General features: G+C 72.1%; 14 protein-coding genes. 3 read left to right on the top strand and 11 right to left on the bottom strand.

What is annotated here, in order from left to right; translation table 11 throughout:
• Window positions 1-144: 144 nt before the first annotated feature.
• Both ACIPK4_RS20610 and ACIPK4_RS20605 read right to left on the bottom strand, forming a co-directional pair.
• Window positions 145-819: a helix-turn-helix transcriptional regulator gene (locus tag ACIPK4_RS20610; RefSeq protein WP_402314584.1), complete on the bottom strand. Its 675-nt coding sequence runs from the start codon at window positions 817-819 to the stop codon at window positions 145-147.
• A gap of 700 nt (window positions 820-1,519) precedes the next feature.
• Window positions 1,520-2,146 (bottom strand): DJ-1/PfpI family protein, encoded by a 627-nt coding sequence (locus tag ACIPK4_RS20605; protein WP_402314582.1) that lies wholly within the window; start codon window positions 2,144-2,146, stop codon window positions 1,520-1,522.
• A gap of 71 nt (window positions 2,147-2,217) precedes the next feature.
• Here ACIPK4_RS20605 and ACIPK4_RS20600 point away from each other — a divergent pair, with 71 nt between their 5' ends.
• Entirely contained in the window at window positions 2,218-3,171 is a 954-nt protein-coding gene (locus tag ACIPK4_RS20600; RefSeq protein WP_402314580.1) for a helix-turn-helix domain-containing protein, read from the top strand.
• Between the two features lie 190 nt (window positions 3,172-3,361).
• Here ACIPK4_RS20600 and ACIPK4_RS20595 read toward each other — a convergent pair whose 3' ends face one another.
• Both ACIPK4_RS20595 and ppk2 read right to left on the bottom strand, forming a co-directional pair.
• Entirely contained in the window at window positions 3,362-3,976 is a 615-nt protein-coding gene (locus ACIPK4_RS20595; protein WP_402314577.1) for a sigma-70 family RNA polymerase sigma factor, read from the bottom strand.
• 89 nt (window positions 3,977-4,065) lie between these two features.
• Window positions 4,066-4,860, bottom strand: a complete 795-nt coding sequence (gene ppk2 / locus ACIPK4_RS20590) for a polyphosphate kinase 2 (protein WP_054224812.1) — start codon at window positions 4,858-4,860, stop codon at window positions 4,066-4,068.
• A gap of 180 nt (window positions 4,861-5,040) precedes the next feature.
• Here ppk2 and ACIPK4_RS20585 point away from each other — a divergent pair, with 180 nt between their 5' ends.
• A complete protein-coding gene (locus ACIPK4_RS20585) occupies window positions 5,041-6,729 on the top strand; it encodes a GAF domain-containing protein (protein ID WP_402314574.1) in 1,689 nt (562 codons plus the stop codon).
• Window positions 6,730-6,757: 28 nt separating this feature from the next.
• Here the strand turns inward: ACIPK4_RS20585 and ACIPK4_RS20580 are convergent, their stop codons facing one another.
• Entirely contained in the window at window positions 6,758-7,267 is a 510-nt protein-coding gene (locus ACIPK4_RS20580; RefSeq protein ID WP_402314571.1) for a pyridoxamine 5'-phosphate oxidase family protein, read from the bottom strand.
• A 128-nt stretch (window positions 7,268-7,395) separates the two neighbouring features.
• The gene (locus ACIPK4_RS20575) at window positions 7,396-7,722 is read right to left on the bottom strand and encodes an STAS domain-containing protein (protein WP_402314569.1); all 327 of its coding nucleotides are present in this window, start codon (window positions 7,720-7,722) and stop codon (window positions 7,396-7,398) included.
• Window positions 7,723-7,986: 264 nt separating this feature from the next.
• Here ACIPK4_RS20575 and ACIPK4_RS20570 point away from each other — a divergent pair, with 264 nt between their 5' ends.
• Window positions 7,987-8,694 carry a response regulator gene (locus tag ACIPK4_RS20570; protein ID WP_402314567.1) on the top strand — a complete coding sequence of 236 codons (708 nt, stop codon included), beginning with the start codon at window positions 7,987-7,989 and terminating at the stop codon, window positions 8,692-8,694.
• 114 nt (window positions 8,695-8,808) lie between these two features.
• Here ACIPK4_RS20570 and ACIPK4_RS20565 read toward each other — a convergent pair whose 3' ends face one another.
• The 5 genes from ACIPK4_RS20565 to ACIPK4_RS20545 all read right to left on the bottom strand — a co-directional run bounded on the left by ACIPK4_RS20565 (window position 8,809) and on the right by ACIPK4_RS20545 (window position 12,793).
• Window positions 8,809-10,068, bottom strand: a complete 1,260-nt coding sequence (locus ACIPK4_RS20565) for an esterase/lipase family protein (protein ID WP_402314565.1) — start codon at window positions 10,066-10,068, stop codon at window positions 8,809-8,811.
• Between the two features lie 251 nt (window positions 10,069-10,319).
• On the bottom strand, window positions 10,320-11,279 hold the full coding sequence (locus ACIPK4_RS20560) for a DMT family transporter (RefSeq protein WP_402314563.1): 960 nt from the start codon (window positions 11,277-11,279) through the stop codon (window positions 10,320-10,322).
• An 88-nt stretch (window positions 11,280-11,367) separates the two neighbouring features.
• A complete protein-coding gene (locus tag ACIPK4_RS20555) occupies window positions 11,368-12,102 on the bottom strand; it encodes an ArsR/SmtB family transcription factor (RefSeq protein ID WP_402314561.1) in 735 nt (244 codons plus the stop codon).
• A 138-nt stretch (window positions 12,103-12,240) separates the two neighbouring features.
• Window positions 12,241-12,420 (bottom strand): hypothetical protein, encoded by a 180-nt coding sequence (locus ACIPK4_RS20550; RefSeq protein WP_402314559.1) that lies wholly within the window; start codon window positions 12,418-12,420, stop codon window positions 12,241-12,243.
• The gene (locus tag ACIPK4_RS20545) at window positions 12,395-12,793 is read right to left on the bottom strand and encodes an FAD-dependent monooxygenase (protein ID WP_402314557.1); all 399 of its coding nucleotides are present in this window, start codon (window positions 12,791-12,793) and stop codon (window positions 12,395-12,397) included. Before ACIPK4_RS20545 ends, ACIPK4_RS20550 begins: the two co-directional genes overlap by 26 nt.
• Window positions 12,794-12,857 lie beyond the last annotated feature (64 nt).

Genomic DNA, 12,857 nt, shown 5'->3' with positions numbered 1-12,857 from the left:
ACGGGGGGGGGGGGGGGGGGGGGGGGGGGGGGGGGGGGGGGGGGGGGGGGGGGGGGCCTTGGGGGGGGGGGGGGGGGGGGGCGGGGGGGGGGGGGGGGGGGGGGCCCCCCACCCCCCCCCCCCCCCACGACCCTGATTTCTATGTCAATGGATATTGTTTTTAGAAAGCTGCTCCTCGACCACCACGCAGCACTCCCCCGGCCGGGCGTCCATGCGCGCCCGGACGGGACCGTCGGCGCCGAGCAGCCCCTCCAGCAACGCGAGGTTCATGCCGCAGACGAGCGGCGGGAAGCCCTCCGCGACCGCGTGGAAGGGGCAGTTGCGCATGCGGACGACGGGTGCGGCTGCTTCGGCGTACGCCAGATACGGTTCATAGCCGCGCGCGGCCAGCACCTCCATGGCCTCTTCGAGGCCGGCGCAGGGCGCGGCCGGTCCCCGCAGGGCCTCACCCCGACGGCGCCCGGCAGCGCAGAGCTCGGCATCCAGCCCGGCCTGCTCGGCGGCCTCGGCAAGCAGCTCGGCGGCGGTGCGGTAGTCGCGTGCGGGCAGCGAGACCGACCGCTCGGCCCGCGCCCGCGTGTACACCTTGGCGGGGCGGCCCGCCCCCGGTCCCGAGCGGCCCGTCAGGCGACGGCTGCCGCTCTCCAGCAGTCCGGCCTCGGCCAGCTTGTCCAGGTGGTGCGCGGCGAGCGTGCGCGCCACCCCCACCGCTTCGGCGGCCTCGTTGCGGCCGACCTCGCGGCCCTGCGCCGCCACGTACTCGTACAGACGGTGCCGCACCGGATCCTGCAACACCGCGATCACATCGATGTCCTTCACCCGGCCATTCTAGGAACAACGCAGATTGGAGATAGAGCGGCGGCCGGGGCGGCCGGCCACACCCTCACCCTCGGGCTCGAAGCCGCCCGGCAGGTCTGGAGGAGCGCCGCGACGGGGGCGGTGAGGACGGTCAGGGGCGAAGGCGGCGCCTTCGGCCCGTGACCCGGCGCCGCGGTTTCGGAATCCGCAATTCCGGGGACGGTGTCCCAGCATCGCCGTGTTCGTCCCCGCCCGCGCCGTCGTCCGGGACCCCGGCCGCGCGGCTGCGAGGGTCCCCGACGCCGCCTCCGCCCCGCCTCCCCCGCGACTTCCGCGGCAAGGGCACGTGGATCGTCCGAGACCTGGACATCACGGTGCCGTTCACCTGGGCGGGCAGGGACGGCGACAGCCAGATGATCGCGGGGGGCCCGCAGTACCCGATCTGGTTCACCAAAACCTCTACGACCCCGAACTGGACGAGTGGCTGGTCATGGACACCTTCGAGCACCGACCCGGAACCGTGACGCTTCCCCGGCGGTGCGCATCGCCCGGGTGAGCACGGCCCGGTGAACGCGGCCCCACCCCAGCCCGACGGCGCCGTCGGTCCAAGTACGGGGCCGGCCTGCCCATCGCGTCGGCAGTCGCCGACCGGCTGCCCGCCCCGGCCGTCTGACGGCCCCGCGCCTCGGGCAGGGCGGAGGGAGCCTGCTGCGGCCTGTGATCAGCCGGTGTGGTCGGGGTTCGTCCAGTCGTATTCCATCTGGAGGGCGGTACGCCGGGCGAGCTGCTCACCGAAGAGCCGGCCCACGATGTGCAGGCTGGCGTCGATGCCCGCGCTGATCCCCGCCGAGGTGACGATGTCGCCGTCGTCGACCCACCGGACATCCGTGCGCACCCGGACGTCCGGCCAGCGTTCGGCCAGTTCGCCCTGGTCCTCCCAGTGGGTCGTGGCCGGACGGCCGTTCAGAGCCCCGGTCGCGGCCAGCAGGAAGGCCCCGGTGCAGATGCTGAACGTCAGCGAGGAGGTCTTCCGGCGACGGGCCAACCAGTCGATGACGCGCGCGTCGGCCTCGACCGCCGTGGTGACGCCGCCGGGGATCACCAGCACGTCGAAGGGCGGGTCCTCGTCGAGGGTGTGATCCGCGACGACCTTCAGCCCGCCGCGGGCGCGGACCGGTCGGTCGGTCGCCGCGACGGTCAGAACACGCAGCAGCGGCTCGTCGGCGGCGGTCCGGGCCAGCCGGCCGGCGGTGCTGAAGACCTCGAAGGGGCCTCCCATGTCGAGTACCTCGACCTCGTCGAAGACGAGCATCCCGAAGGTGAGCGGAGCGGTGGTGGCAGGTTTCATGCCGCAAGCTTCGGTCCGCGCGGCCATCACGTGCCAGTGTCGTGAACGGCGTGCACCGCTAGGATTCCGTCATGCGCCACCACCGGATCGCCTGCCTCGCCTTCGACGGGATGGCCCCGTTCGAGCTCGCCACGGTCGCCGAGGTGTTCGCGGTGTCCCGGCCGGAGCTGGACGTGGAGTGGTGGTACCGGTTCGAGCTGTGCGCCGAGACTCCCGGTCCGCACCGGGTCGTGGGCGGCTTCGACATCGTGGTGCACCACGGCATCGAACGCCTCCGGTACGCCGACACCGTCGTCGTACCGGGGGTGGCGGACGTACGGCACGACGTCTCCCCGGCCGTCCTGGACGCGCTGCGGGCAGCGCACGCACGAGGGGCGCGAGTGCTTTCCATCTGCACCGGGGCGTTCGCGGTGGCCGCCGCGGGCCTGCTCGACGGCAAGGAGGCGGCCACCCACTGGCGCCACGCCCGCCTGCTCCAGGAGCGCCATCCGCAGGTGACGGTCAACGCGTCGGTGCTCTACGTCGACAGTGGATCCGTCATCACCGCCGCCGGAACCGCGGCCGGCATCGACGCCTGCCTGCACGTCATCCGCAAGGACCACGGCGCCGCGATTGCCGCGCGCGTGGCCCGCCGCATGGTGGTGGCCTCGCACCGCGAGGGCGGCCAGGCCCAGTTCGCCGAGCACCCGGTGGCCGAATCGCCGTCCGACGGCCCGATCGGCGTCGCCGTGCAGTACGCGCTGGACCGGCTTCACCTGCGTCTGACCTCGGGTGAACTGGCCGCGGTCGCACACCTGTCGGTACGGCAGTTCGAGCGCCGGTTCGCCGATGCGACCGGACTGCCGCCGGGACGCTGGATCACGCACCAGCGGATCCGGGCCGGCGCCGCACTGCTGGAGACCTCGGAGGATCCGATCGACGCTGTGGCCGGCCGCGTCGGCCTGACCGTCGCGGGCTTCCGTCACCACTTCGGGGAGACGATGGGCGTCAGCCCCTCGGCGTACCGGCGTCAGTTCCGGCAGTGACCCGCCCGCTACGGCTCGGACCACGGCCGCCAGGGCGTCGACGAGCCGGCCGACGCCGGAGGTGACGGGGGGTGGGCGCGCGTGGCGACGCCACGTTCGGGGCGGACCTCACGGCACTGGGGAAGGGCTTCGCCCGGTGGCCCTTCCGCCGGGTCCCCGGGTCCCCGGGTCCCCGGGTCCCGAGGTCGTCTTACGCGCCTGCGCTCAGTACGTCCCGCTGGATCTGACGGGCGATCGAGCGGCGTACCGATGCGGAAGCGGTGGTGGCGACTTGAGAGGGAAGGTCGAGTCCGCGACTGATCGCGTCGTACGCGGCCCGGTGGGCGGCGGGGAGCTCGCTCCGGTGCAGCCTCAGATCCTCTTCGACGAGACGGCGCAGCTCGTCGACGTTCTGAGGGGTGAGGCGCTTCCTCCCCCGGGCGAGCGCGTCGACGAAGCCGGTGCAGCAGGCGGTTCCGGGAACGGTCTCGGAGATCTCCTCGGCGAGGCCCCAGAGCCGCCCCTCCAGCCAGGGGGCGTCGGGCTGACCGAGGGAGAGCCCCACGGGCTGCTCCGCAGCATCGGTCGCGGCATCGGTCCGGTGCTTCGCCATCTGTTTGGACACGGCGGGCTGACTCATGTCGGTGACGTGCGCGATGCGTTCCTGCGTCCAGCCGAAGCCCGCAAGAAGTTTGATCATTTCGGCGCGCAGCCTCCGCATCTCCTCGCCCGCGCGGATGACCTCGTTCATGCCGGCCAGGATCCGCTCGGCCTGCTTCTCGGTCAGCACCTCGGGGGGCTGATGCGCACTCTCTCCACCTGACATAACCCGGTTATACACCAATCCGCGACGGCCTCGCCCGCACCCCCGGCCTCCGCGGCAGACGGCTTCCGGCCACCGGGGCCGCCGCCCCGTCAGGGCTTCCGGAGCTTAGCCGCGTAGTCCGGTACGGCGTTCTGGAGGTCCTTGGGCGGGCGCACGTATCCCGTCGACGGGGGACGCGGCGGAAGGTCGAACGAGGGCAGGGGAACGTCCTCGTACGGGACCGAGGACAGCAGGTGGGCGATCATGTTGAGCCTCGCACTGCGTTTGTCGTCGCTCTCGACCACGTACCAGGGCGAGTCCGTCGTGTCGGTGTGCACGAGCATCTGGTCCTTGGCCCGCGAGTACGCCTCCCACCGGGTGAGGGACTCCAGGTCCATCGGGGAGAGCTTCCACTGCCGTAGCGGATCCTGCGTACGGCGGCGGAAGCGTTCCTCCTGTACGGCGTCGCTGACCGAGAACCAGTATTTGCGGAGCAGGATCCCGTCCTCGACCAGCATGCGTTCGAAGACGGGGCACTGACGCAGGAACAGCTGGTGCTCGGCGGGCGTGCAGAAGCCCATGACGTGCTCCACTCCCGCGCGGTTGTACCAGCTGCGGTCGAAGAGCACGATCTCGCCCGCGGCGGGCAGGTGCTCCACGTAGCGCTGGAAGTACCACTGGGTGCGCTCCCGTTCCGTAGGCTTCGGAAGGGCGGCGATGCGGGCCACTCGCGGGTTGAGGTGCTCCGCGACCCGCTTGATCGTGCCTCCTTTGCCCGCCGCGTCGCGGCCCTCGAAGACGACGACCAGTCGGGCACCCTCCGCCCGTACCCATTCCTGGAGTTTGATCAGCTCCGTCTGGAGCCGCAGCAGTTCCTTCTCGTAGGCCGCCTTGCCGAGTCCCATGGCCTCTCCTCCCCGTCGTCGCCCAGCGCTTCGATCAAGTCAGTCACGTCCGGCTTCCGCGCGCAACGACGTCCGTCGGGCCCCAGCGTGTCGATACGCTGGTCGCGGGTCGGGGCGTACGGCCTGGGGGCGGAGGGGAAGCGCGTGGGTGTGGGGGATCCGTTGACGCAGGTGCCGAGGATGCGGCTGGACGAGCTGCTGGACGAACTCCAGGTGCGCATCGACGCCGTGCGCGGCACCCGCGACCGGGTTCACAGCCTGCTGGAGGCCGTGGTGTCGGTGGGGCGGGAGCTGGATCTCGCCCAGGTGCTGCGGCGCATCGTGGAGGCGGCCGCGCTGCTGGTGGACGCCGAATACGGAGCACTGGGCGTGATCGGCCCCGACGGCCGCACCCTGGTCCAGTTCCTGACCGTCGGGCTCACCGATGAGGAGATCGCCGAGATCGGTCCGCTGCCGGCGGGCCACGGCCTGCTCGGCGAGGTCATCCACCACCCGGAGCCGTTGCGCCTCACCGACCTCGGCACCCATTCCTCCTCCTACGGTTTTCCGGCGCACCACCCGCCCATGCGCACGTTCCTGGGCGTGCCGATCCGGGTCCGCGACGAGGTGTTCGGCAACCTCTACCTGACCGACAAGCGGGGCGGAGTCGACTTCGACACCGAGGACGAGACCGTGATCTCCACCCTGTCGGTGGCGGCGGGCGTGGCGATCGACAACGCGCGGCTCTACGAGGGGGCGCAGCTCCAGCAGCGGTGGCTCAGGGCGAACGCGGAGATCACCGAGAGCCTGCTGTCCGGCAGTTCGCGCCCGGCGGTGCTGGAGCTCATCACCCGCCGCGCCCGGGAGATCACCGCTGCGCGGCTCGCGGACATCGCCATGCCCGTGGCCGGTGTCGACGGCCTGGTCGTGGAGTTCGCCGCCGGGGCGGACCGGTCCGCGCGGCAGGGCCTGGTCGTCCCGTTCACCGGTACGCTCTCGGGGACCGCGCACCGGGCCGGCCGGCCCGTGACGGCCGTTCTGGCCCCCAAGGACGAGCGCTACCCTGCCGAGGCCCAGGTCCGGGAGGGCAACGGGCTGGGGCCTGCCGTGGCCGTCCCGTTGGGCACCGCGGGCGGGGACAGCCGGGGCGTACTGCTGCTCGCGCGCCCGGCGGGCGGCCCCGTGTTCGGCGAGGGCGAGCTGGAGCCCCTCGTCGCCTTCGCGGGCCAGGCGGCGCTCGCCCTGGAGCTCGCGGAGCGGCGGCGGGACGCGGAGCAGATAGCGCTGCTGGAGGAGCGTGACCGGATCGCCCGGGACCTGCACGACCTGGCGATCCAGCGGCTCTTCGCCACCGGCATGACCTTGCAGAGCGCCGCCCGCCTCGTGGAGCACGAAGGAGCTGCCGAACGGGTCGGCCGGGCGGTCGACGACCTGGACGAAACCATCAAGATCATCCGGTCGACGATCTTCGGGCTGCGCACCAGGGACCGCGAGAGCGCACCCGGCCTGCGAGCACGGGCCGCCCGCGCCGTCGGCGACGCGGCCACCACCCTCGGTCATCCCCCGCGCCTCAGCATGGAGGGACTGCTCGACACCGACGTACCCGCCCAGATCGCCGACCACGTGATGGCCGCACTGGGCGAGCTCCTCAGCAACGCCGCCCGTCACGCGCAGGCCACCCGGGTGGGCGTGGGACTCAGGGCGGCCGACGGCGAGATTGTGCTGACCGTTTCGGACAACGGCACGGGCATTGCGCCCCGGGGGCGCCGAAGCGGTCTGCGCAACCTCGACGAGCGGGCTCAGGGCCTCGGTGGGTCGTTCACCGTCGAGAGGCCGCAGGAGGGGGGCAGCAGGCTCGTGTGGCGGGCGCCGCTGCCGAACGGCAGCTGAGGAACAGCCCTGACGAGGACCGCAGTCGTCAGCACGCCGCCGGCGCGGGTCGCGGTGGCGCGGGGCGCGGTGGCTCCGCCTCCAGGCGGAATCCGGTGACGAGGTCCGGGCGGATCCGCAGGGCGCCGGTCATCGCCTGCGCCACCCACGGGTGCACCAGGTCCGCATACCGGTCGGCATCGTCGGCGTCCGTCACCGGGCTCGCATAGCCGGTGACGACGACGCTCCAGCCGAGGTGCGTGTCGGGATCGATGACGTCCGCTTCGTAGGCCACCACCACACCGGGAGCGTCGGCCGGTGCCGCCGCCAGAGAGGCCAGGGCCCCGCCCTCGTGGATCCGGATGACGATGTCCTCCCCGTCGACGACATGGTTCACCGGCCGGACGGCGGGCAGCGCGTGCTGCGTGAAGACGATGCGTCCCAGTGACACCGTCGCAAGGAGTCTCAGGGCCTCCGCCCTGTCCAGTTCCCGCATGTGGCGGGCGGCCGTCGCGGCTCCCGCCCGGCCGGCGGGTCGCCGTTCGGCTTCATGATCCATCGTGTGCACCTTCGTCCGGCCCCGATCCGCCCTCGCGGCTTCCGATCTCCCAGCCTCCCTCGTGAGCCGGCGGCGGATCCAGGGCCGAACGGTCCCCTTCGGAGGGCCGGATCCGGACAGCTCCGCGATCACGAGACGACGAATTCCAGGTGCTGGTCGGCGGTGAGCACCCGCATGGACTTGAACACCAGGGGCGGCACGTCACGCAGCATCAGGCGTGTCCCGCTCTCACGGCAACGGCGGTCCAGACGGACGAAGAGGTCGATGCCCGCGCTGTCGCAGAAGGACAGGCCGCGCAGATCGACGATCAGGTTCCGGTGGCCCGCTCCGGCGAGCTCTCGCAGTCGCGGACCCACGTGCTGCGCCGTGTAGAAGTCGAGCTCTCCGGCCAGGGAGATTCTCAGACCGCGGTCGTCCCGGGCCACGGTCTTCAGGTCGATCAAGGCGGTCGTCATGGTGTCCTCCGCGCTGCGTGCGGCTCCATGGAGTCGCGCCGATCCCCGTGCGCCCTCAGTCCATCGTTCGCCGCGGGTGCCCGGGAAGGCCCGGCAGGCCCTGCGGACAGGGCCGAAGGTCCCTCTCCGGGGCCCGACCGGTACCTGCGGTGCGGTGCGGCCTCGGCGACAGGGGCCGATCGGCCCTGTCCGCAGGGCCGGACGGCAGGCAGGATGCGGGTGTTCGTGCGTCCGTGGGACGGACCCATGCGAAGGAGTTGCGTCATGAACGGCAGCGGTACCCCCTCCCCCGCGACGGAGCCCATCAGCATCTTCCTGCTCGACGACCACGAAGTCGTCCGCCGTGGTGTGCACGACCTGCTGGACGCCGAACCCGACCTGACCGTGGTGGGCGAGGCGGGCACGGCGCAACAGGCACTGGTCCGCATCCCCGCGCTGCGTCCCCGGGTCGCCATCCTGGACGTCCGGCTCCAGGACGGTGACGGGGTGAGCGTCTGCCGTGAACTGCGCTCGCGGATGCCCGGACTGGCATGCCTGATGCTCACGTCGTTCGACGACGAGGATGCCCTCCTGGACGCCGTGATGGCGGGGGCCTCCGGCTACGTCCTGAAGCAGATCACCGGCACCGACCTGGTGACCGCCGTACGTACGGTCGCCGCCGGCCAGTCGATGCTCGACCCCGGGGCCACCACGCGGCTAATGGCCCGCATGCGCGGCGACGCGCCCAAGGAGAACAGGGCCCCCGGCCTGCCCGGCTTCACCGACCGGGAGAAGGAGATCCTGCTCATGGTCAGCGAAGGCCTCACCAATCGGGAGATCGGCCAGCGGCTGTACCTCGCGGAGAAGACGGTCAAGAACATCATCTCGCGGCTCTTCGTCAAACTCGGCGTGGAACGGCGCGTCCAGGCCGCGGTGATCGCCAGCCACGCGCTGACCCCGCCGGGCCGCCGTCCGGTCCCGGCCGGGGAGTGACCACCCTCCTCGGGACCCGTAGCGAGGAGGCCCAGGGGCGACCGGGCCGGGGTCCTCGGTCCGGCGGGGGCCCGGGTGGGCGGGCACGCCGGTGCGGCCCGCCCACCCCGGCGGTCATTCCGCCGCGACGGTCTCGTTCACGATCCACGCGCCGAGTTCTTCGGTCATGGTCGTGTGTCCCTCGTTGCGGCCCGCGCACACGAAGGCGTCAAATGCGCTGTGCTCCGGTGCGATCGGACGGTAGAGCGCCTTCGGGTCGTCGATCTCCGCCGCCGCGACGGCGCTGACGCTGGGGATGAAGCAGGACGTGACGATGAACTCGGGGTCCACGGTGTTGCCGAGAAGCGTCATGAGGAGACCGGCCAGGCCGTAGCTGCCCGGGTCGCCGGCGGGGGACGGCATGGTGAACAGGCCTCCGGGAGCGCCGTCGACGTCGGGCAGCCCGCTGGTGCGCACCAGGGTCGGCTCTTCGCCCGCCTTCTGCAGCCTGGCGACCATCTGGTCGCCCTGGGCCTGGGTCTTCAGCCACGTGTCGACGAGCGTTTCGCCGTCACACCTCACGGCGGTGGCGTCGGGCTTGACGCCGTTGCCCGTTCCGGTGTCCACGCCGTTGGCTACACCGATCTTGCGCATGTTGCGCGGCCATCCCCCGAGCTCGTCGAGCTTCATCAGGAACTCCACCCTCTCCGGGGCCTGTTCGGGGGTGTCGACGGCCTTCTCGATGTGCCACCGCGCCATCTGCTTCGCGGCGGGGCTGTTGAGCAGCCCGGAGAACTGGCGCAGGACGGGCCCGATGGCGGGAGCGTCTCCCCACTTGTCCGTCGCGTAGTGCGTGAAGGCCTGGAGGGCGATGGGGAACCACGCGCCCTGGTGGGGGGTGTCGTACGAGAAGTAGAGGGACGTCTCGTGGTCGGGGAGCGCGGGGTCCTGTTCCATCTTGGCCAGCGCGTACCGGGTGACCAGTCCGCCCATGCTGAATCCGCCGACGGCCAGCCTCGCCCGGCCCACCCGCTCGCTGACGGCCCGGCGGATGCATTCGATCGCGGTGTCGGCATTGTCCGTGATCGACGCCGTGCGGTCCGTGAGGCCGAGGATGATCACGTCTCGGCCCGCCGCGTGGAATTCGGAGATGAAGCGGTAGTTCCCGTTCTCCTCCAGCCCGTGCCACAGCTGGTCGAGGTTGCTCGACCCGCCCGAGAAGCCGTCGCAGAGGATGACGGGCCTGATGAGCTGCCTGCGGTTCAGCGGACTGTAGTAGACCCAGGCGGTTCCGCCGGCGAGGTTCCATTCGTCGTGCGGTTCCGGCGCGGGCGGGTGCGAAGAACGGGCCCCGGGAGAGACGGGGCCCCAGACGTCGACGACGGGTGCAGACATGATCAGCTCACTCCTTGCGCAGTTCACAGGCTCGCAGACAGGGCGGGCCCGTCCCGCCGTCAGCGCGAGATCAAGACCGCCGACCGCCATGGTCGCAGACCGCGAGCATATGACTACGCAACGTGCGCGACGCTGTGCAATCCCTTGCGCACCACCCTCCCCACCAGCTCACGACTGCATCTCCCGCCACTTCCGTAACAGGGCGCAGCCCCACAACAGGGCGCAGCCCCACTACAGGGCGGAGCCGCGTCCTAGCGCCCTGGCGTGGCCGGGGCTCCGGGTGCGGCCCCGTCCGCCCGTACCGCGGGGTCGCGCCGGGCGCGCGGACGGGAGCGGGAGACGGCCACCCCGGCCAGGCACAGCAGGCCGCCCAGCAGGGTCAGCCAGGCCGGCACCTCACCCAGGAGGATCCAGCTCAACAGGACGACGATGGCCGGCACGGCGTAGGTCGTGGCACCGAGCTTCCCGGCCGGCATGCGCGCGAGGGCGTACGTCCAGGTGGTGAAGGCGAGGGCGGTCGGGACCACGCCCAGGTAGACCATGTTCAGGGTCGCGGAGAGCGGGGCCCTCGGTATCTCGGCCACCAGCCGGCCGGTGAACGGCAGGCAGGCCACGGCACCGACCAGGCAGCTGTACGCGGTGATCTGCAGCGGCGTCCCGAACGACAGCGCCGGCTTCTGCACGACGACGCCCGTCGCGTACGCCACCGCGGCGAGCAGGCACAGCGCCACGCCGAGCAGCGAGGTCGAGCCGTCACCGCCGGACGACATCGACAGGCCGACGACCACGGCGCCTGCGAAGGAGACCGCCATGCCCGCCAGCAGTCGCGGCGGCAGGGCCTCGCCGAGCAGGCGCGCGGCGAGGAGTGCCATGAGGATCGGCCCGGTGTTCACGAGCAGGGAGGCGGTTCCGGCGTCGACGAGGCGTTCCCCCCAGTTCAGGGCGACGGTATAGCCGGCGAACCACACGATTCCCGATACCAGGACGCCGCGCCGGGCGCCGCGCGGCGGCAGGCCCTCGCGGCGCAGCAGGAGCAGCACCACGAGGACCAGCGAGGCGGCGAGCAGCCTGCCCAGGGCGAGCGCCCCGGGCGAGTAGGCGGCTCCGGCACTGCGGATGGAGACGAAGGCGGACGCCCAGGCGAACACCGAGCAGCAGACGGCGCCGACGGTGAGGAGGCCGGGAGGAAGGGCACGCGGGAGGGTCTTCATGCCTCGACTCTACACGTAACACTTCGGCGAGCACCGAAATATTTCTGCCGCAACTTTCCAGCGGCCAGCGAGGCCCGGGGACCGTCCGCTAGCGCCATGCCTGCGGGGTGAGTCCCAGCAGTTCACCGAGGGCCTCCTCCCCCGCCCCCGTCACCAGCAGGCCCCGGCCGCCGCCCTCCGGGCGTACCACCCAGCCCTCGTCCAGCGCCCGGGCGCACAGCCTCGCCCCGACCAGGCCGCCCAGGTGGCGGCGGCGCTCGGTCCAGTCCAGGCACGAGCTCGCCAGCGGCCTGCGCCCCCCGCTCGTCACGTCGACGCCCGCCCGGTGGCACCAGTCGAGCCCGTCCCCGGTCAGCGCGAAGACGGCCTCCGTGCGCAGCAGGCCCCGGTGTTCCATCGCGTCCGTCACCGCCATGCCCAGCCGCCCCGCGAAGTGGTCGTAGCAGGTGCGGGCCCGCGCCAGCGGATCGGGCGCGGCCACCACCGGCACGGCGTGCGCGGCGTCCCGGCCCGGCACGGCGTAGGAGGCCAGTTCGTCCACCAAGCGGGCCGTGGCGGCGTCGGCGATGCGCACGTAGCTGTGCCGTCCCTGCCGCTCGGTCACACAGATCCCCGCATCGAGGAGCCGGGTCAGGTGCCCGCTGACGGTGGAGGGGGCGACGCCCGTGATCCGGGCCAGCTCACCCGCCGTCCAGGCACGCCCCTCCAACAGGGTCATGCAGATGGCGGCCCTGGTCTCGTCGGCCAGGGCGGCGGCGAGAGAGGCGAGCCGTGCGGCAGGGGCAGGTGCATCCGTCGGCGCGGAGGCAGGTGTCTGGTCCATGCGTCCAGAGTGCCTCATCGTTTCGGCATTCGACGAATGGTTCCATGCATCGGGCTCGATGCCGCGCGATGCGCGGCTCCAGCGGCACCATCGGCTTCCGCGTGGCCGCGGACGGCGCCACGCCCGCGTGAGAGCCGGTCACGACTCCGTGCGGGGCGCTTCCGCGGCCGGCGCGGCCGCCGCGCGACGCTTCATGGTGACGACCGAGGCCCTGGCCAGTGCCACGGGGTTCAGGAAGCGCAGCGGACCGATCAGACGGGACACGACCAGGTACATGTGCCGGGCTGCCGCTTCATCGCGCGCCGCCGCCGAGAACATCAGCCGCTCCACGGGACCTGATCAGCGGATCGAGGGTGCTGCGCCGGATGTTGTACGCGTACGGCAGCGCGGGGCCCTGCGCCGCGGCCCTCGGCTCGATCCACCCCCAACGGGTGAACCAGCGGGCCTCGTTACGGACGGCTCCCGCCTCTTCGAGGGCCGGGACGAGGCCGAGCTCGTCCAGCACGGGGTAGGCGTTGGCGGTGATGGAGTGGGTGCACAGGACCTTGTACGCCCCGGGGTCCGAGCGACGCTCCAGAAGCGCGACGCTGACACCGCGTCGGGCGAGCAGGATCGCCGCGGCGCTGCCGGCGAGACTGGCTCCGCTGATGACCACGTCGTAGTCGTATGCCGCACTCTCAGGCCTGGTCATGTGCTGATCGCCGCCTTCGGTGGGTGGTGCCGTGTGGGAGCGGTGCAGCGCCATGATCGGCGCC

Origin of the sequence: Streptomyces sp. NPDC086989, assembly GCF_044745505.1 — a bacterium.
Taxonomy (GTDB): Bacteria; Actinomycetota; Actinomycetes; order Streptomycetales; family Streptomycetaceae; genus Streptomyces.
The sequence above is the reverse complement of the archived record's forward strand: the minus strand, read 5'-3'. Positions and strand labels throughout refer to the sequence as shown.

Excerpts from the sequence above, each read along its gene's own strand:
- ACIPK4_RS20605 (WP_402314582.1), bottom strand. The coding sequence starts at position 2,146 with ATGAAACCTGCCACCACCGCTCCGCTCACCTTCGGGATGCTCGTCTTC.
- ACIPK4_RS20600 (WP_402314580.1), top strand. The coding sequence starts at position 2,218 with ATGCGCCACCACCGGATCGCCTGCCTCGCCTTCGACGGGATGGCCCCG.
- ACIPK4_RS20595 (WP_402314577.1), bottom strand. The coding sequence starts at position 3,976 with ATGTCAGGTGGAGAGAGTGCGCATCAGCCCCCCGAGGTGCTGACCGAG.
- ppk2 (WP_054224812.1), bottom strand. The coding sequence starts at position 4,860 with ATGGGACTCGGCAAGGCGGCCTACGAGAAGGAACTGCTGCGGCTCCAG.
- ACIPK4_RS20585 (WP_402314574.1), top strand. The coding sequence starts at position 5,041 with ATGCGGCTGGACGAGCTGCTGGACGAACTCCAGGTGCGCATCGACGCC.
- ACIPK4_RS20580 (WP_402314571.1), bottom strand. The coding sequence starts at position 7,267 with ATGGATCATGAAGCCGAACGGCGACCCGCCGGCCGGGCGGGAGCCGCG.
- ACIPK4_RS20575 (WP_402314569.1), bottom strand. The coding sequence starts at position 7,722 with ATGACGACCGCCTTGATCGACCTGAAGACCGTGGCCCGGGACGACCGC.
- ACIPK4_RS20570 (WP_402314567.1), top strand. The coding sequence starts at position 7,987 with ATGAACGGCAGCGGTACCCCCTCCCCCGCGACGGAGCCCATCAGCATC.
- ACIPK4_RS20565 (WP_402314565.1), bottom strand. The coding sequence starts at position 10,068 with ATGTCTGCACCCGTCGTCGACGTCTGGGGCCCCGTCTCTCCCGGGGCC.
- ACIPK4_RS20560 (WP_402314563.1), bottom strand. The coding sequence starts at position 11,279 with ATGAAGACCCTCCCGCGTGCCCTTCCTCCCGGCCTCCTCACCGTCGGC.
- ACIPK4_RS20555 (WP_402314561.1), bottom strand. The coding sequence starts at position 12,102 with ATGGACCAGACACCTGCCTCCGCGCCGACGGATGCACCTGCCCCTGCC.
- ACIPK4_RS20550 (WP_402314559.1), bottom strand. The coding sequence starts at position 12,420 with ATGTTCTCGGCGGCGGCGCGCGATGAAGCGGCAGCCCGGCACATGTAC.
- ACIPK4_RS20545 (WP_402314557.1), bottom strand. The coding sequence starts at position 12,793 with ATGACCAGGCCTGAGAGTGCGGCATACGACTACGACGTGGTCATCAGC.